This is a genomic window from Sinomicrobium halophytocola, from assembly GCF_052983395.1.
The window spans coordinates 64,617-84,444 of record NZ_JBRKIT010000025.1; the positions used below are offsets into that span (position 1 = coordinate 64,617).

Sequence of the window (19,828 nt, forward strand, 5' to 3'; positions counted from 1 at the left end):
TGTTTTATTTTTTAAGTTTACTGGAATATTTCTTTATTAATATATTTAAAATTTCGTGGTTCAGGGAATAATCTACAGGTAAGTCAATAAGCTGTACTCCTTTAGAGTTCAAAGCATTTTCCAGGATCTGTTGAAATTCTTCTACTGAAGCCGGCCGATATCCTTTTGCTCCGAAACTTTCGGCATATTTGACAAAGTCCGGGTTTCCATAATCAAGGCCATACTTCACAAATCCTTCGTCCTGTTGTTTCCATTGTATCATGCCATAAGCATTATCGTTCAGGATAATGACTACCAGGTCAAGTTGCAGGCGTATGGCGGTTTCCAATTCCTGGGAGTTCATCATAAACCCTCCGTCACCGTTTATGGATATTACTTTTTTATCGGGATTCAATTTTTTTGCCATCATCGCAGAGGGGAGTCCTGCTCCCATAGTTGCCAATGCATTATCGAGAAGCAGGCTATTTTGTACATAGGCCGGGTAATTGCGAGAGAACCATATTTTGTACATTCCGTTATCTAAAGTGATGATACCGTCATCGGGGAGAGTATCTCTCACAATTTTCACCACCCGTTGCGGTAAAATCGGAAAACGATTGTCCTTTCCGTATTTTGTCAGGTGGGTCGATACGTTGTCTTTTATCTTCAGAAAGAAATCGGTATTCCAGCTCTTGGCAAAGGGTTTTAAATTCTCTGTCAATTGCGAAACACTGTTTGCTATATCTCCGATAACATTTAATTGCGGAAAGTAAACTTCGTCTATCTCGGCAGGAAAAAAGTTGAGATGAATCACCTTACGTTTGTCTTCGATATGCATAAAAAAAGGTGGTTTTTCGATGGTATCATGTCCTACATTGATAATCAGGTCCGATCCGTTAATGGCCTCGTGCAAAAAGTCGTAATCAGACAATGCTGCAGTCCCCAGGTATAACGGATGGCGCTCGTCTATGATCCCTTTTCCCATTTGTGTATTGAAAAAAGGAATCCCTATGGTATCAACAAAGGTTGTCAATGCCATACTGGCCCTTTTTCTATTGGCCCCGGCACCGATGAGCAAGATGGGTTTTCCGGCCTTTTTGATCATGTCTGCGGCCTGCTGAATAGTGTCTTCCCCGGCATAGGGAATTTTAAAATCTACCACCTCAAATATCCTGGAGCTTTCGACTTCTTCTTCGGCAATGTCCTCGGGCAGTTCTATATGGACCGCTCCGGGCCTTTCGTCCTGCGCCAGCCGAAATGCCTCCCGGACCATAGAAGGGATATGCGAACTATGGGTAACCTGTTTGGTATACTTGGTCAGCGGATGCATCATTTTGACTACATCGACGATCTGAAATTTTCCCTGTTTACTCTTTTTGATCGGCTTTTGCCCGGTAATAATAACCAGTGGCATGGCCCCTAATTGAGCATAAGCTGCCGGGGTCACCAGATTGGTAGCACCAGGCCCGAGGGTAGAGAGGCAAACCCCGGGTTTGCCGGTTAACCTGCCATAAGTTGCAGCCATAAATCCCGCTCCCTGTTCATGCCGGGTAAGGACCAATTCTATTTTTTCCGATTTCCTGACGGATTCGAGGAAATCGAGATTTTCTTCTCCTGGCAGACCGAAAATAAATTCGACACCTTCATTTTCCAGGGCTTTAATAAATAAGTCCGATGCTTTCATAGTTTTTTACTTGATCTATTTTTTGTATTAGATGTTATCAGAATTTTGATATAGGTAATAGCTTAATTAATTCATAAATTTAAGCATTAAAAATAGGTTAGGAGCAAGATTTAATATACCTTTAAAATAAAGGGATAGAAAAAATCTATCAATATCCTTATTGGTCACGTTGTAGGCATGTTTATAATGTGTATCCGGTAACACAAAATATCTACACCTATCTTTTGCTGAAGAAAAATTAGATCACATCATTATAAAATTGTTTTATTCAGACATTCATTTTTTATCTGTTTACGTTCTTCATAACTTCTCCAGGCAATGAAACTTAGGGCAAATATTCCAAATACTGCACCAACCCAAGGGGCTATGTTAATACCCTGTTTCCCGATAAACCAACCGCCAACGGATGTGCCGATCCATAATGCCATAAGCCAGTATAACCGGAAGGAGCATTGTGCCCGACAGGAAAAATCCCGGACAGATTTTATACGCAATTAAAACAATACGAATTAAATGGAAATGGGGACGGATATTCAAATCATCTCATTTTACATCAAATCATTTCAAATCCCGACAGATTTTATGATTTCCAAGCAATTGAGCTGTTTTGAAGAGAAATTGAGACAGTTTTTCTGTGGATGTTCAAAATAAAATATTCTACTTTGAACCGGGAAAATATGGTAATTATTGACCTGTATTTTATTTAAATCATCAAAATTTATATTCAAAATTTACATAAATAATAATCCATTTAGGATCCTGTATAATTTACATTCTATAACATGATGATTATTTTACACAGAAAAAACTATGGATTTCGGATCCCCGATCTGTTATTAACCGCCTTTATAAGTTGTAGAAAAGGGAGAAACATCCGGCCGAAAACAGATTTCCGGAACAACAGTCCCACAAACTCTTGTTAAACTTGGACATGATATATAGTATGACATATCATTTTTTTATTTCATGATTACGCAACCGATTGCGGTAATAAAAAATATCAAAAAGCACCTCCGTTAATACCGATTATAGAAAAACACTAACCCCGACAGTAATGAAAATAAACTTTTTTTATCCGTTTCCCGTAACAGTATCGTTACGGAATTCCGGTAAGCAATATCTCAATGCCGGCACACCCGAAGAAACTTTTCCCGGGTTTTGCCAAGCTTTTTTCAATGTCCTGTTTCCCTGACCAACAAAGCAAACTTAACCTGTTGTTTATAAGTTTTTAATACATCATACGAGGATGTTTTAACAGCCAGGCTTTTACCAAACCCATGGAAATTTTGAGAAGCCCCGAAAGAAAAATAAAACCAATAACATTAAATTGAGAACAACATGAAAAAAGAAGAAGAGGGTGATCCTTTGCGATTATTTAAAGGTCTACCGAAGCAGGCAGTCCTTGTAACACTGTTTTGTATGATTGTAAATCACGGTTTTGGTAAAGATTTATATGTGAAACATGAACCTTTTGATGCCGGAACCGAACAAGAAGCAACTATAACCGGAACAGTTGTCGATTCCGAGGGAGTTCCGCTTATCGGAGTAAATGTCCTGGAAAAAGACGCCAGTAACGGTACCTCAACAGATTTTGACGGTAAGTTTAGCCTGACGGTAAGTAAAACACCTACGGTACTTGTATTCAGCTATATTGGCTTTGCCACTTTTGAAAAGGAAGTCACCGACGACCAGCCGCTATCCATAACCATGGAGGAGGATATGGGCAAACTGGATGAAGTAGTGGTTATCGGGTACGGAACACAAAAAAAGAAAGACCTTACCGGTGCAGTATCAAGCGCTAATCTTGAGGATTTCAGAGAAGCTCCTGTTACTAACATGGGACAACTGTTACAGGGGAACGTTCCGGGATTGAACGTGGGGATGGTGAACAGCGCGGGATCTACTCCAAATATTTCTATCAGGGGGGCATCAACCATAAACGGTAAGAAGGATGTATTGATCATTCTGGATGGAATACAGTACAACGGTTCCCTGGAATCGATCAATCCGAACGACATTGCATCGATCGATGTTTTAAAAGATGCCAGTTCCACTGCAGTTTACGGGGCCCAGGCTGCCAATGGTGTCATTTTGATAACCACGAAAGACGGAGGCAGAAATCAAAATCCGAGAGTTTCAATATCAGCTTCCTATTCTACATTAGAACCTGCAAATGATCTCAGGCCTCTGAATCGGGAAGATTACCTGAACCGCCTTAAAACCCTGTATTATGAAGATGCTTACTTAGGACCTGATTTTACACAACCCAATCCCGGTTTCAATTATGCCGATTATATTGATCCTACCATGCTGGATGATGAAGGAAAGCTGGTAAATACAGATTTTGATTGGTGGGATGCCGGTACCAATACAGGATATATTAACGAACAAAAAGTGAGTATAAGCGGTGGATCGGAAAAAACCAGTTATCTGATATCCCTTGAACATACCGACCAGGAAGGTTTTATAGTCGGAGACAAATTCCAGCGTAAGGGGGCGAGGGTAAACATTACTACACAAGCAACCGACTGGTGGAAAGTGGGAGTACAGTCTTTTGCTTCCTTTGTTAAAAAGGACGGGGCAGAACCCAAAATGAGTGACCTGGTCCGTTCTTCTCCGCTGTTATCGCCCTATGACGGGGAAGGAAATTTAATTCCCAGCCCTTTCAATTCATTAGATCTCAATCCGTTTCTGGCTTCGGATATAGACGACATGGAAAGGCACGATTATTTCTTTGCGAATTTCTTTTCCGAAATCCATTTCCCTTTCCTGGAAGGCCTTTCTTACCGGGTAAATTTTGGTAATAACTACAGGATCAACAGGTCTTACGGGGCAAGTGAATATGCTGCCGGGTTTACGGGTGAAGCCTATAAAAACCAGGATTTCTATTACGATTATACCTTAGACAATATCATAAACTATAAAAGGATATTCGGAAAACACAGTTTTGATGCGACTTTTGTCTACGGTGCTATTGAGCGTAAATTCGAAAAAACATTTGCTCGCGCCACCGGATTTTCCAGGATGGATCTCGGATTTAACGGCCTGGATCAGGGAGCCAACCAGTTTACCGATTCCGAAGCCTGGAGTGAAGCACTGAGTTACCAGATGGTAAGGCTTAACTATAAATTTGACGAGCGGTATCTCATTACCGGAACTATACGGCGGGATGGGTTTTCTGGCTTTGCTGAAAATAACAAATACAGCTATTTCCCTTCAGTAGCAGTAGCCTGGAATATCGATAATGAATCTTTTTTTAACGAAGATTGGGTCGATAATCTGAAACTGCGTGCCGGATATGGTATCAGCGGAAATCAGACGGACAGGTACAATTCGCTCGCCAGGGTTCTTCTCAGGCCTGCCTATGTCTTTGGCGACGGGGGCTCTACGGAATTCGGACAGCAACTCAACTCACTGGCCAATACCAACCTGAGATGGGAAAAAACAGCAGGAATAAACGTTGGACTCGATTTTGCAGTATTGAACTCCAGGATACAGGGAACAATAGAATTCTATCGGTCCATTACCAACGATCTTCTGTTTGACGTAGCTATTCCGGATATCACAGGCTTCGAGACCATTAGTACGAATATCGGGAAAATCGAGAATAAGGGTTTTGAGCTTACGCTTAATACACATAATATAAAAAGTGATAATTTCAACTGGCATTCGACCTTTAATTTTTCCACCAATTCCAATGAAGTAAAAGAACTGATAGGAAGAGATGCTAACGGAGATGGTGTAGAAGATGACCTTATTTCCAGCAACCTGTTTATAGGAGAATCCCTCGGTGCAATTTACGGCTATGAAACAGACGGAATATACCAGATAGGAGATGATATTCCCGATGGTTATTTTCCAGGTACACGCCGAATCATAGACCAGAACGGAGACGGAACTATAACCCCTGCAGATGACAGGGTGATCATGGGAAGAACAGAACCGGCATACAGGTTCAGTTTTTTGAATACTTTTAAATACAGGGGGCTTAGCCTTAGAGTCTTTATAAATTCCATACAAGGAGGTAAAAACGGATATATGGCTTCCAATTCCAATTCGATTTTTGTAAACGATAATGCCGTTCGGTATAATTGGTTAAGTGATATTAACTACTGGTCTCCGAGTAATCCCGAAGGTGACAGCCCGGTTTTCAGAAGTTCTCCTACCGTAAATCCTGATGTGTTCAAGGACCGCAGTTTCGTAAGGCTGCAAGACGTAAGCCTCAGTTATCAGTTTAACAAAAGCCTTATAGAAAAACTCGGGATGGAAGAACTGCAGATTTTTGTAAGCGGAAAAAATCTTGCTACCTGGACTAAATGGAAAGGCTGGGATCCCGAGCCTGATTCCAACGAAGGTAGGGATCGCAGACTGAGTATAGAAGGAAGGCCGGTACTTAAAAGTTATTCCCTGGGAGTTAACATCACATTTTAAATTAAGAGACATGAAAAAAATAATTTTATATACGATAATTGTTCTTTTGGCTTTTACTTCATGTCAAAAAGATTTTCTGGACGAGAAACCACAGGATTTTCTGGGTTCTACCGATGCATATCAGAATTATGAGGGGCTTAACGCTACCATTAACAATCTTTATTGGTTTACGAGACGAGTGTTTTTCAACCGGGATGAATCGAGACCTTTTGATTTTTTATACGGTACCGACCTGATTTTTGATGGTGAGCAAAGTACCAGCCGCCATTCCAATATGATCGCAGCATATGATCCTACCTCGGGCATTCCGGCCACACATTGGGATAATCTTTATACCATGGTCGTAGAATCTAACCTGGTCATCAGCAGAGCATCCGATGCCGACCTGACCGATGAAGAATATAATGATGTTATGGCACAAGCACATTTTTTCCGAGCTTTTGCATACAGGACCCTGGTTTACCTTTTTGGAGGCGTTCCATTGGTGTTGGAAGAGGTATCTACTCCCCGAACCGATTTTGTAAGAGCTTCCAAAGAAGAAGTTCTTAACCAGGTCATAGAGGATTTGCGTTATGCCGCGGAAAACCTACCCGGAATAGCCCAGGTCAAAGACGGAAAACTAAGTAACCTGGCTGCACAGCATTTACTTGCCGAAGTATATCTGGCCGCAGGACATCCTCAGGAAGCTGTAGATGTAGCAACAATTGTTATTAACGACCCCGCCACGGGATTAATGAATAGCAGGTTCGGATCACGTTCCGGTGAACCCGGTGACGTATACTGGGACCTGTTCAGGAAGAACAACCAGAACAGGGCTTCCGGAAATACCGAAGGAATATGGGTTATTCAATTCGAAACAGATGTTATAGGAGGAGGTTCCGTATCCAGCGGCAAAAACGGCTCCTTTGCCCTTGAAAGACATCATGTACCATTTTTCAGGGATACGAAAGTTGATGGCGTGAACCTCTTCATCTGGCCGGTGAGCGGGTATACGGGAGGAAGAGGTATAGGATGGGGGGTTTCCACCAAATATTTCAGTGACGAGATTTGGGAAGGTGATTTTGATAATGACATCCGTAATTCCAAATATAACTTTGTAAGGGAATTTTTGGTAACCAATCCTAATTCTCCCCTCTATGGAGACACGATTTCCACTCAAAATCCTCCGGAAGGACTCCAAGTACCGAGCAGGCCTTTTTATGCTTATCAATCGAAGGCCACAACACCTTTTAACCATCCTGACGGACTGTATGCCGATAAGGATACTTACCTGCTGAGTAATTCTGCCGGAGCCACCTATACCGATCAATATATGTTCAGGTTGGCAGAAACCTATTTGTTGCGGGCAGAGGCTTATATGGATCTTGGTAATAATACAAAAGCAGCAGAGGATATTAATGTTGTCAGATCAAGAGCGCATGCCAATCCGGTTGCCCCCGGAGATGTGGATATAGATTATATCCTGGATGAAAGAATGCGGGAACTCGGTGTAGAAGAAAAGAGAAGGCTTACGTTGATGCGATTGGGGCTTTTGTACGACAGGGTAAAAGCACATAATCCGTATTACGCTGATGAGATTTTACCGAAATATAACCTGTGGCCTATCCCCGCAGAGGAAATAGAACGGAACATTGATGCGGATCTGGAGCAAAATCCGGGATATAATTAATAACTTTTCGGAAAATTAATTATAAAGATGGTGATATGACCAGAAGAGGTAGATTCACATTGGCACTATTACCGGCATTTTTTCTTTGCATAAAGGCATTTGCCTTTCAGCTTAAGGAAGATCGTCCTCCCAATGTCCTGTTTATTTTTGTAGATGACCTCCGCACCGACCTGGGGTGTTATGGCAATGAGATCATAAAAACACCCAATATTGACAAACTGGCATCCCGGGGAAGTGTTTTTAAGAAGCATTACGTACAGGTACCCACCTGCGGTGCTTCCAGATGTTCCATACTTACGGGGATGGTCCCGACAACGGAAGGGCATTTGAGCAATGAATCGATCCGGAACTATATTTCCGGACAACCGGAAAAAGAAACTCCGGAAACCTTTATACACCACCTGAGGCGCAATGGATACTTTACGGTGGGCATAGGTAAGATAAGTCATTATATAGACGGGTTATACGGCTATGCCGAAACCCCGGAAAAAGCAAAACCCGAACTCCCTTACAGTTGGGACAGGAATTTGTTTGATCCGGGTAAATGGGGTGATGGTTGGGACGCTTTTTTTGCTTATGCTGATGGCAGCAGCAGGATCACCATGAAAAAACAGGTGAAACCCTACGAAATGGCGGATGTCCCGGATGAGGGCTATCCGGATGGTCTTTCGGCAAAACTAGCCCTGGAGCAACTGGATTCCCTTGCCAAAGAAGAAAACCCTTTTTTTCTTGCAGTCGGCTTTTTCAAACCGCATTTACCGTTTAATGCCCCTAAGAAATACTGGGATATGTACGACAGGAATGAAATTCCGCTTACGTCATCACCACTTGTTCCTGAAAATGTCAATCCGGCCAGCCTTCACGACAACCCGGAGTTTAACAGGTATCTGTTGGGTGAAGAAAAGCCCACACTGGAAAAACCGGCATCCGAAGCATATGCGAAAAAGATCAAACACGCCTATTACGCCGCGGTAAGTTATACGGATGCACAAATAGGTAAATTGCTCGATAAGCTGGAAAACAAAGGCCTGGAGGAAAATACGATCGTAGTACTTTGGGGAGATCACGGATGGCAATTGGGAGATCACAGGGTTTGGGGAAAACATACTTTGTTTGAAAAAGCCTTGAAGAGCCCTATGATCATAAAAGACCCTACCATTAAAAATCAAAAGAAAGAAATAGATAAAATAGTAAGTACCGTAGATATATATCCTACGTTGATGGATCTGTGTCATATAGAAATGCCTTATAAAACCTCGGGAAGAAGTATGGCAGGTCTTATTCAGGGCGATCGCATCAGAAAATGGCAAGAAGCATCTTATGGTTATTTCAATAATGGCATTACGGTAAGAGTGCCGCGTTACCGGTACACAAAATACTATCGGGAGGAACAACCGGTAATTGAACTTTACGATCATAAGAAAGATCCGGAAGAAAATCATAATATTGCATCAGATCATCCGAATATTGTTAAAAAACTAGATAAAATACTAGAAAAAGGAAATACAGGACTATATTTAAATCAAAAATAAATGAAATTCTTAAGTACAAACACTACAATTATCGCGCTGTGCCTTGCTTCTTTTTCCGTTATGGGTTGTGCGGATAAGAAAAAACAAGACAATACCCCCTGGCAAGCGCTTTTTGACGGGGAAAGCCTTTCCGGATGGAACCAGAAAAACGGTGAAGCCAAGTATGAGGTCAGTGATGGGATGATCATAGGGACCACAAAACACGATACGCCTAATTCCTTCCTGACAACTGATAAAATGTACGGAGACTTTATACTTGAACTGGATTTTAAGGTAGACCCGAGCATGAATTCGGGAATTCAGATCAGGAGTAACAGCTATCCCGATTACAAGAATGGTCGCGTACACGGATACCAGGTAGAGATAGACCCGTCGGACCGGGCCTGGAGCGGAGGGATCTATGATGAAGCAAGACGGGGATGGTTGTACCCGCTTAGTCTGAATACTTCCGCGCAAAATGCGTTTAAGCAAAATGACTGGAACCATTACAGGGTAGAAGCCATAGGCGATACCATACAGATCTGGGTGAATGGCGTAGCTACGGCAAACCTGGTTGATGACAAGACCCGTGAGGGATTTATAGCACTACAGGTGCACAGTATAGGAAAGGGTGATGAGCCCGGTAAACAGATCATGTGGAAAGATGTTAAGATACTGACCGATAGCTTACAGAAATACAACAAGGAGAGTAATGCCCCGGTTTTTCATACCAAAAACCGGCTTACCCAGGCAGAAAAAGAAGACGGATGGGAGTTGCTTTGGGACGGAAAAACTACAAATGGCTGGAGAGGAGCCAAGTTGGATGGTTTCCCCGAAAAAGGATGGAAGATAGAAGATGGAAACCTGATTGTCCTGGCTTCAGACGGAAAAGAATCTGCCGCGGGAGGTGATATAGTTACTGTAAAAAATTATGGTGATTTTGAGCTGAAAGTCGATTTCAAAATCACCAAAGGCGCCAACAGTGGTATTAAATATTATGTAGATGCCGATTTGAACAAAGGAAAAGGGTCTGCAATAGGCCTGGAATATCAGATACTGGACGATGACAATCATCCCGATGCCAAACTGGGTAATCACGAAGGCAGCAGGACCGTAGCTTCCCTCTACGACCTGATTAAAGCAGATCCGAAAAAACCCGTTCACCCTATTGGAGAGTGGAATACTGCACATATTATATCAAAAAACAACCATGTGGAACACTGGTTAAACGGGGTTAAGGTACTGGAATACGAGCGCGGCAGCGAAGCATTCCGGAAACTGGTTTCAGAAAGTAAATATAAAGTATGGCCTGACTTCGGAGAGTTGAAAAGAGGGCAGATCCTGCTACAGGATCATGGCAACCAGGTGTATTTCAAAAATGTAAAAATCAAATCTTAAAACCGATTATAAAATGACATCAAGAAGAAATTTTATTTCCAAAACAATATTAGGCAGTGCTGCCGTAGCCATGAGCAATCCGCTTATGAGTATGTCTGCCTCAAGTTACCGAAGAATTATAGGCTCCAATGACAGGTTGAACATAGCCATAGCCGGTCTCGGTAGAAGAGTAGGAGCATATTATGAGCCTATTGCTAAAAAGGAATCCAATGTTCACCTGCTCTATTTGTGTGACGTGATGAAAAGCCAACGCGAAAAAGCATTGCAGAATTTGTCCGAGCGCCTAGATTACAAACCCGGACTGGAAAATGACATACGGAAAGTCCTGGATGATAAAAAAGTAGATATCCTGATAAACGCGACACCGGATCATTGGCATACTCCCGGCTCGATCATGGCCATGAAAGCAGGTAAACACGTATATGTGGAAAAACCCTGTAGCCATAATATGGACGAAAATGAAATTCTGGTCCGGGCCGCTAAAAAGTATGACAAAGTAGTGCAGATGGGGAATCAGCAGAGGTCTTCACAGCACACCAATAAAATAATAACGGACATCCATAATGGTGTGATCGGTAAGCCATATAAGGCCGTTGCTTTTTATACGAACACCAGGGGAGAAGTACCGGTACAAAAAGCTGCTCCCGTACCCGAAGGCCTGGATTGGGATTTATGGCAGGGGCCGGCAGTAAGACGAGACTACACAGATAATACCTGGGACTACAACTGGCATTGGTATGGCTGGAACTACGGTACCGCAGAGGCCGGTAATAATGCGACACACGAACTGGACGTAGCCCGTTGGGCTCTGGGGGTGGATTATCCGCATTACGCCGAAGTAGAAGGAGCAAAAAGACACTTCGAAAAAGACGGCTGGGAGATGTATGACACCATGCTGGCCACCTTTAAATTCAAAGACGACAAGATCATTCAATGGGATGGTAAAAGCCGGAATGGCTATGACACTTACGGAGCCGGAAGAGGTACTATTATCTACGGAAGTGAAGGCTCGGTATTTATGGACAGAACACGGTATAAATTGTTCGACCGTATGGGTAAATTAGTGGATAGTTTTGACAGTAATAGTAATGAAGCAGGGACCGCTCTGGGTGGCGGAGGTGCTTTAACCACTGCTCACATGATCAACTTTTTTAATACCATTCGCGGGAAGGATAAACTGACTGCCCCTATAGACGATGCCAGTATCAGTATGGCTATGGTACATTATACCAATATCGCTTATCGCACAGGCAAAGGATTTTCTATAGATGACAATTCCGGAAGAATAAATGATCCGGAAGCCATGAAATTGTGGGGTAGAGAATACGCGTCCGGATGGGAATTAAAGGTTTAGGAAAACGACTCCTGACCTGAAATATGAAGTTGTTTATTTTCTGATTGATGTTAAATCAATGGAAAAAACCTCAATGCACTATTCCCGGGAATACTAAAGACAAGCTGGCATAACCAGGAAGATGGTTTTTTCCTTTTCCTGGTTTAAACCTTCTGAACCATCTTTGTGAAAAAAGGCAAAGACCATTTATCTCGTACCGTGATAAGTAGCCAGGGTCATTCCCCAAACTATAGCGCAGGAAAGAAAAATCCCGATGGCATTGGCCCAGAAAGCCTGTCGGTATGGCATTCGGAATAAATAAGAAGCGATGGTCCCTGCATACACGCCTGTGCCTGGTACCGGAAGCATTACAAAGATCAGAATTCCCCAAAAACCGAACCTGGTTACATTGGAACCCGCCCCGATCTTAACCCGTTTGGCCACTTTAATGGCCGCTCTTTTATAGAATTTCCATTTTAGCAGATAGCGGTTCAAATGGTCCAGGAAAAACCGCATAAGCGGGTACACCGATATATTGGCCAAAAGGCAGACCACAAAAGATATATAAATATTAACGTGGTTAAAAATAGCGTACGGAATTCCTACTTTCGCCTCTCCGAAAGGGGAAATACTCCATAAAGCGGCGATCAAAATTTCTACTATCACAGCATTTTTTTGCAAAAATAGGAATTAAAAATATCCTTATGTTGCAGACCATACCATTAATTAGCTATTTAACATATTTTAAGAACAGGTCTGCCAACAAATGCAAACTGGGGAAATGAAAAGCTAAACTGGTTAGTACCGGGGTATTTTGTTATCTCTTGCTCAGGAATAAGTGAAACGAGTTCCGTAAGAAATTTGTTCGAAAGATTGAGAAAAATGTATCTTTATACATTCGGTCATGAGATAGGTCCCGGAATAAAATAAATCCTTTTAGTATTAACATATGGACAAGATAGGTAAGAAAAACAGCCTGGCTCCCGTACTTCAGTTTCTGGTGATAAACTTTGCCCTGAGCGGGATTTTTTACTTTTTCATTATTTATTCCGGGAAACTGGGAGCAGGGAGAGGGCTTTTTACAACCGGTTTGATGTGGTGCCCGGGAATAGCAGCCCTCATAGCCATGAAATTACAAAAGAGAAACCTGTCCGAACTGGGATGGAAGTGGGGAAAAACAAAATACCAACTGCAAAGTTACCTGGTTCCGGTCTTATACGGGTTAATCGCCTATCTGATTATATGGTTGACCGGACTTGGTGGATTTTACAACAAGGAATTTGTCAACGGACTTACCGAATCTTTTGGCCTTGGTAATATAGGAGACGGATTAAGTATCGGATTATATGTCATTCTGATAGGCATATTCGGCACCATACGGAGTGCTGCCAATGCGATGGGAGAGGAAATAGGGTGGCGGGGATACCTGGTACCGGAACTTTACGCCCGATACGGATTTACAAAGACATCACTGATTTCGGGATTTATATGGGCGGTCTGGCATTTGCCTATTTTACTTTTTGCCGATTATAATAGCGGTACTCCGGTATGGTATGCCATGATCTGTTTTTTTGTACTCGTGTTAAGCGCAGGTTTTATTTTCACCTGGTATCGCATGAAGTCCGGAAGCCTCTGGACTGCAGTAATACTGCACGCATCTCACAATCTTTTTATCCAGGCTATCTTCACCCCGCTGACCATAGACAATGGCAACACTGCTTATTTTACCGATGAGTTCGGTGCAGTACTGCCTTTGGTAACCCTGGGTTTTGCCGTTTATTTCTGGAGAAGGAGAAAAGAGCTGAAAGCACCTTCTATCCTTCAATAGATACGGCACTATTGAAAGCCAAATAAAAAGTGACCGGATGAAGTTGTTTTCGGATTTTTTATTTTTCAGGATTTTCGGTCATCTTCAAAAGATAACGAACTGCTTTTCCGTACCCGCTTTTGTTATATCTTTGCCGCATGCATTTAGATTTTTCCTTTATCATTCCCGTATACAACAGACCGGGGGAAGTGGCCGAGTTACTGGAAAGTATGACAGAACTGGACTACGACCACCCTTTCGAAGTTGTTATTGTGGAAGACGGATCTACCATACCTGCCAAGGAAGTGACAGAAGCTTTTTCCGGCCGTTTACAGATATCCTATTATTTTAAGGAGAACTCCGGCCCCGGTGATTCCCGAAATTACGGAATGAAGAAAGCAGCAGGGAATTATTTTATTATTCTCGACTCCGATTGTATACTACCGGCCCATTACCTGAAGGAAGTACATAATGCATTAAGTACGGATTATGTGAACTGTTACGGTGGTCCCGATACGGCACACTCTTCCTTCACCGATTTGCAAAAGGCCATCAATTATGCGATGACCTCCACGATTACTACCGGGGGAATAAGAGGAAAAAAAAACGCTGTGGGTAAATTTCAGCCCAGAAGCTTTAATATGGGGATTTCCAGAGAAGCCTTTCAAAAGACAGGGGGCTTCGGAAAAATACATCCCGGGGAGGACCCTGACCTGACTATACGGCTTTGGACATCGGGTTATGATACCCGGTTCCTGGAAAATGCCTTTGTTTACCATAAACGCCGTATTTCATGGTCCAAGTTTTATAAACAGGTCTACAAATTCGGGATGACACGTCCAATCCTCAATTACTGGCATCCGCAGACGGAAAAGATCGTATATTGGTTTCCGGCTTTTTTCGTGGCCGGTCTTATTGCATCTTTGTTTTTATGGGGTATGGGGATACCGTTTTTAATTTCTCTTTATGTAATATTCTTTTGTGTTGTATTTACCGATGCTTTATTCAGAAGTAAAAACCTCAAGGTCGCTTTTTTATCCGTTTTTGCCGTACTGATACAATTTTCCGGGTACGGATACGGTTTTATAAGGAGTACGTTAAGCATAAAAGTCTTACATAAAGAACCCGAAAAAGCTTTTCCGGAACTGTTTTTTTAATGAGAGCCCTGTGAAAATAAATAAGTGGAAAATACCGGCTAATATCCGGGGAGGAAAGGCATCACAGTTTGTGTTTTTTTTCTTCGTATCCTTTCTCCTGTGGTTTTTGATCAAATTACCCAACCGCTATACCAGTACGGTTTCCTTAAAACCCGATTATAGTGGTGTCCCGGAAAACAAATTACTGGTGAACCCCCCGCGTACCATAAAGGTATACATCAATGCAAAAGGGATGCAATTGTTGGGAATGAAATATTTCGGCCGGGAAGTAAATATCGACCTTTCCGGGCTTCGGAAGAACGAAGACGGTTCTTTTCTTCTGGCAGGGGACCTGAAAAAACAATTGACAGGTGTTTTGCCTGAAGATGTGGAAGTCAGGCAATTTGCAGCAGACACCTTGTTTTTTTCTCTAGGGGAAAATATTATCAGGAAAGTAAAGGTAATGCCTCGGGCCGATATAACTTTTGCCAAAGATTACCGTATTTATGACAGCCTCACGGTATCACCATCAAAAATAAACGTATTCGGGCCGGATGTGGAAGTGAATAATCTGGATACACTGTATACATCTAAGATCACCCTTAGAGATGTGAATGAAGACATTCACATGAACATCGCAGTAGACATACCCCAGAAATACAAAAACCTGGAATTCAAAGACAAAAAAGTAGCGGTAAAAGCCAGGGTAGAACGGTTTTCCGAAGGAAGGTTTACCGTACCTGTTTTTGTGATTAACGTACCGGAAGAAAAATCCGTAAAAACTTTTCCTTCTGAAATAGAGATTATATGCGAAGGAGCACTAAGGGATATAAGCAAGCTACAGTCATCCGACTTTAAGGTTACCTGTGATTTCAAGGCCATAACTGATTCCGTAAATTATCTTCCCTTGAGGGTGTCTAAAATGCCGGAGACGATAAAAAGAGTGGAATTATCCCGCCACGGAGTGGAGATTCTGGTTAAGAATTCGGACCAAAAAATTATGTAATTCCATTGAGAAAAAATCAAACATTTCATTTGTAGGTTTTTGCTTAATAAAATGTATTGCTTTTTCATTTGTATATTTAAGATAAAACAGTTAAATTAATAGAAATAATACAGTGCAGGTAATGATAGTAGGGTTAACAGGAGGCATCGGAAGTGGAAAATCTACTGTGGCTTCGATGTTTTCAGAATTGGGAGTCCCCGTGTATATCGCGGATGTCGAAGCAAAGAAACTTATGTATACCCCCGGGGTCCGGGACAAGATAACAGGAGTTTTCGGAGAAAAAGCATATACTGATTCCGGACCGGACAACATGTACATTGCCGGTATCGTATTTCGGGACAAAGAAAAGCTGGCTATATTAAACAGTATAATTCACCCGGAAGTCGGCAGGCATTTTAAAAAATGGTATTCGAAACAGAAGGGACCTTACGTCATTAAGGAAGCGGCTATTCTTTTTGAAAGCGGTGCATCTAAAGATTGTGATGCCGTAATAATGGTCATGGCCCCGCTGGAAACCAGAATAAAAAGGGTCATGCTTCGCGATGGTACATCCCAGGAAGCTGTGATGAACCGGATAGGAAATCAGTGGGATGATGACAAAAAAGCGGGGCTCTCCGATTATGTCATAACTAATATAAACCTCGAAGAAACGAGGAAGCAAGTACGGGAATTACACTCCCGTTTGATAAAAATCAAGGCTTCCCGTTAAATAAAGGATAATTTTGTTAAGGTTTGGTTAAAGCTAAGACAAACTGCATATTAAACCCTTAATTTTGCTTCGATGAGTAGGAAGTTATTTGTCCTTTTAGTTGCTTTGATGAGTTTATCCCTGATTGGTATCATTTTTGTACAGGGGTATTGGATAAAGACAGCTGTGGACGACAAGGAAGAGCAATTTTCCAACAGTGTCATGCAGGTATTAAAGTCCGTTTCGGACAAGATAGAGAAAAGGGAGATTGAGGATTATTCCAATAAATTCCTGCAACTTATAGATAGTATAGGAGAATTTAAAGAAGCTGAGCTTCGTGAGATACTCTTTATAGATAAAGATGAGGAAAATAATGAAACATTTATTTATTCTCATGGTGTTTTAGAAGAAGATTACGGTATATCTTCTACGTTCTTTGATAGTGAATCAGATTCTATTCCCATTAAAAGTTTTAACAGTAAACGAAGGACAATTATTGTTAAAGAAGGGGTAGACATCGATGGTAAAGTGACGTATACTCCTTCCGAGAGGATTGAAAAAATAGGAGGAATGTCTGCCATAGACAAGGCCCATTTCGAGACTTATTTCCGGCACTATGCAAAACGGAAGCCCATAAGAGAAAGGGTTTCCGATCAGGAAATACAATTACTGTTGCAGCGGGAACTTTCCGAAGCAGGGATCGGCCTGCATTTCGAATATGGAGTGTATGGTAACGGTCTGGCTACTAAGGTGAGGTCAAGGGATTTTGCCCTTAGCGAAAGTACCAGGTATAAAGTGCCGATTTTTGTAGACGAAGAAGGAAAAACAGATTTTGACCTGCTCGTTACTTTTCCGCAGAAAAAGAAATTTCTCGTATCGAGTATTATGGGAATGGCTTTGCTGTCCATCATTTTTACTTTGATCATCGTTATAGCATATTCCGGTGCTATTCACCAGCTTATCCGCCAAAAGCAGATATCCGAGATAAAAACGGATTTTATTAACAACATGACCCATGAGTTTAAAACTCCCATTGCTACCATAAACCTGGCACTGGATGCCATTCAAAATCCGAAGGTACTGGACCGTCATGATAAAGTAAAACAGTACCTCCAGATGATCCGGGATGAAAATAAACGAATGCACGCGCAGGTGGAAAATGTGTTGAGGATATCCAAGTTGGAGAAGAACCAGTTGGAGATTTCCAAAGATACTCTCGATATCCACGATATCATAGAGGAGGCCATAGCGCATGTGTCTCTTATGGTTGAAAATCGCGGTGGCTATGTACATACGCATTTTCAGGCAGAACAAAGCGAAGTTCTGGCCAATGAGTTTCATGTTACCAATGTATTGGTGAATATACTGGACAATGCCATAAAATATTCGCCCGATTCACCTGAAATAGATGTGTATACAGAGACCGTAAAAAATAATATCGTGATTAAAGTACAGGATCAGGGTATGGGAATGAGCAAGGCTGTACTGAAAAGAATATTTGAAAAATTCTACAGGGAACACACGGGTAATATCCACAACGTAAAAGGACACGGGCTTGGGCTTGCCTATGTTAAGAATATTGTTGAAGATCACCAGGGTGTGGTTTATGTAGAAAGTGAAAAAGATAAAGGAAGTACCTTTTTTATAAAGTTACCTTTAATATAAAAATTATGGAAGCAGTAAATAAAAAAATCTTATTGGTTGAAGATGATCCGAATTTCGGGATTGTTCTTAAAGATTATTTAGCGCTAAACAATTTTGATGTGGTTTTAGCAAAGAATGGTATGGAAGGTTTCGAAAAGTTCCGGAAAGAGAGTTTTGACCTTTGTATCCTGGATGTGATGATGCCTTATAAAGACGGATTCACCCTGGCAAAAGAGATTCGGGAAAAGAACGAACATATACCTATTATATTCCTTACCGCCAAAACAATGAAAGAAGATGTCCTCAAAGGATATAAGGCAGGTGCGGATGATTATCTGAATAAACCTTTTGATTCTGAAGTGCTACTCTTTAAAATCAAGGCTATTCTGCAAAGAAAAGCGACTGCAGGTGCGGCAGACAGTAATCAGTTCGAATTTCAGATAGGTAAGTTTCATCTGAATTCCAAGTTGAGGTTTTTAACTTACGGAGACGAGGAGCCCATAAAACTTTCTCCAAAGGAAAACGAATTGTTACGTCTTTTGGCCTTGCATGAAAATGACCTGATGCCCAGAGAGCTTGCACTTACCAAAATATGGAGGGATGACAATTACTTTACCTCCAGGAGTATGGATGTGTACATAGCCAAGCTGAGAAAATATCTGAAAAGAGATGAAGACGTGGAAATTTTAAATATTCACGGTGAAGGTTTCCGATTGGTTATCAAGAGCGAAGCGGAATAGATATAATATCCAAACAACATTTATTTTCACCCCGGGTGCAGCGGAGACTATCCCGCCGGAAAAAAATCCTCTGCTGTACCCGACTTTTTTTAGTAGTCAGGTAAACAATGTTGCCAGATAACATCTGTGACAGGTGGTGGTGCTGTAATGGTTATTTCTTCTTTTTTTACAGGGTGAATAAAGGAAAGTTTCCTGGCGTGTAAATGAATACCCGCATCTTTATTACTTCGGTCAAATCCGTATTTCAAATCACCCTTAATAGGACAACCAATACCGGCTAGTTGAGCACGAATCTGGTGGTGTCTTCCGGTATGCAAGTCTATTTCCAGCAAATAATAACGTTGTAATTTTTTCAATATCCTGTAAGTCAGAGATGCTTTTTTCGCATCCTGGACCTCTTTGGTATGTGCATACGATCTGTTTTGTTTCGGATTGCGTACAAGCCAATGCTCCAGCGTATCCTCCTGTTGGGGAGGCGGGTTCTGTACAACAGCCCAGTATGTTTTTCCGGCGTCTTTATTTGCAAACATTTTATTGAGCCTGGGTAAGGCTTTTGAAGTTCTCGCAAATACGACTATACCACTGGTTGGCCTGTCCAACCGATGTACAACCCCGATGTACACATTCCCCGGTTTTTGATATTTTTCTTTTAAATATTCCTTCACCACCTCACTGAGAGGTTTATCCCCGGTTTTATCACCTTGTACAATATCTCCCGGACGTTTGTTCACGATAATCAGGTGATTGTCCTCGTAGAGTACCTGGAGATTATTTTTATCAGAAAGTAATTTCATAACAGCCT

At 41.8% G+C, this 19,828-nt stretch carries 14 protein-coding genes; 11 read left to right on the top strand and 3 right to left on the bottom strand.

Going from position 1 to position 19,828, the window contains the following annotated elements:
* Window positions 1-4: 4 nt before the first annotated feature.
* Window positions 5-1,663, bottom strand: coding sequence for an acetolactate synthase large subunit (locus tag ACVBDY_RS09725; RefSeq protein ID WP_447175281.1), 1,659 nt, complete (start codon window positions 1,661-1,663; stop codon window positions 5-7).
* Between the two features lie 1,338 nt (window positions 1,664-3,001).
* Between ACVBDY_RS09725 and ACVBDY_RS09730 the strand changes: the two genes are divergently transcribed.
* The 5 genes from ACVBDY_RS09730 to ACVBDY_RS09750 are packed head-to-tail and all read left to right on the top strand — an operon-like array spanning window position 3,002 to window position 12,026.
* Complete coding sequence (locus tag ACVBDY_RS09730; RefSeq protein ID WP_447175282.1) at window positions 3,002-6,094, top strand: SusC/RagA family TonB-linked outer membrane protein; 3,093 nt, start codon at window positions 3,002-3,004, stop codon at window positions 6,092-6,094.
* A gap of 10 nt (window positions 6,095-6,104) precedes the next feature.
* On the top strand, window positions 6,105-7,763 hold the full coding sequence (locus tag ACVBDY_RS09735; protein ID WP_447175283.1) for a RagB/SusD family nutrient uptake outer membrane protein: 1,659 nt from the start codon (window positions 6,105-6,107) through the stop codon (window positions 7,761-7,763).
* Between the two features lie 35 nt (window positions 7,764-7,798).
* Window positions 7,799-9,295 (top strand): sulfatase, encoded by a 1,497-nt coding sequence (locus ACVBDY_RS09740; protein ID WP_447175284.1) that lies wholly within the window; start codon window positions 7,799-7,801, stop codon window positions 9,293-9,295.
* 60 nt (window positions 9,296-9,355) lie between these two features.
* Complete coding sequence (locus ACVBDY_RS09745; RefSeq protein ID WP_447175385.1) at window positions 9,356-10,672, top strand: 3-keto-disaccharide hydrolase; 1,317 nt, start codon at window positions 9,356-9,358, stop codon at window positions 10,670-10,672.
* 13 nt (window positions 10,673-10,685) lie between these two features.
* Window positions 10,686-12,026 carry a Gfo/Idh/MocA family protein gene (locus ACVBDY_RS09750; RefSeq protein ID WP_447175285.1) on the top strand — a complete coding sequence of 447 codons (1,341 nt, stop codon included), beginning with the start codon at window positions 10,686-10,688 and terminating at the stop codon, window positions 12,024-12,026.
* Between the two features lie 186 nt (window positions 12,027-12,212).
* Here the strand turns inward: ACVBDY_RS09750 and ACVBDY_RS09755 are convergent, their stop codons facing one another.
* A complete protein-coding gene (locus ACVBDY_RS09755; RefSeq protein WP_447175286.1) occupies window positions 12,213-12,671 on the bottom strand; it encodes a COG2426 family protein in 459 nt (152 codons plus the stop codon).
* Window positions 12,672-12,954: 283 nt separating this feature from the next.
* Here ACVBDY_RS09755 and ACVBDY_RS09760 point away from each other — a divergent pair, with 283 nt between their 5' ends.
* From ACVBDY_RS09760 to ACVBDY_RS09785, 6 genes are all read left to right on the top strand, one after another.
* Window positions 12,955-13,833: a CPBP family intramembrane glutamic endopeptidase gene (locus ACVBDY_RS09760; RefSeq protein ID WP_447175287.1), complete on the top strand. Its 879-nt coding sequence runs from the start codon at window positions 12,955-12,957 to the stop codon at window positions 13,831-13,833.
* Window positions 13,834-13,970: 137 nt separating this feature from the next.
* Window positions 13,971-14,969, top strand: a complete 999-nt coding sequence (locus ACVBDY_RS09765; RefSeq protein WP_447175288.1) for a glycosyltransferase family 2 protein — start codon at window positions 13,971-13,973, stop codon at window positions 14,967-14,969.
* 10 nt (window positions 14,970-14,979) lie between these two features.
* A complete protein-coding gene (locus ACVBDY_RS09770) occupies window positions 14,980-15,954 on the top strand; it encodes a YbbR-like domain-containing protein (protein WP_447175289.1) in 975 nt (324 codons plus the stop codon).
* 121 nt (window positions 15,955-16,075) lie between these two features.
* A complete protein-coding gene (gene coaE / locus ACVBDY_RS09775) occupies window positions 16,076-16,663 on the top strand; it encodes a dephospho-CoA kinase (protein WP_447175290.1) in 588 nt (195 codons plus the stop codon).
* A 72-nt stretch (window positions 16,664-16,735) separates the two neighbouring features.
* A complete protein-coding gene (locus tag ACVBDY_RS09780) occupies window positions 16,736-18,307 on the top strand; it encodes a sensor histidine kinase (protein ID WP_447175291.1) in 1,572 nt (523 codons plus the stop codon).
* A 5-nt stretch (window positions 18,308-18,312) separates the two neighbouring features.
* Window positions 18,313-19,026 carry a response regulator transcription factor gene (locus ACVBDY_RS09785; protein WP_447175292.1) on the top strand — a complete coding sequence of 238 codons (714 nt, stop codon included), beginning with the start codon at window positions 18,313-18,315 and terminating at the stop codon, window positions 19,024-19,026.
* 89 nt (window positions 19,027-19,115) lie between these two features.
* On the opposite strand, the gene ACVBDY_RS09790 is transcribed toward ACVBDY_RS09785, so the two are convergent.
* Window positions 19,116-19,820 (bottom strand): RluA family pseudouridine synthase, encoded by a 705-nt coding sequence (locus ACVBDY_RS09790; protein WP_447175293.1) that lies wholly within the window; start codon window positions 19,818-19,820, stop codon window positions 19,116-19,118.
* Window positions 19,821-19,828 lie beyond the last annotated feature (8 nt).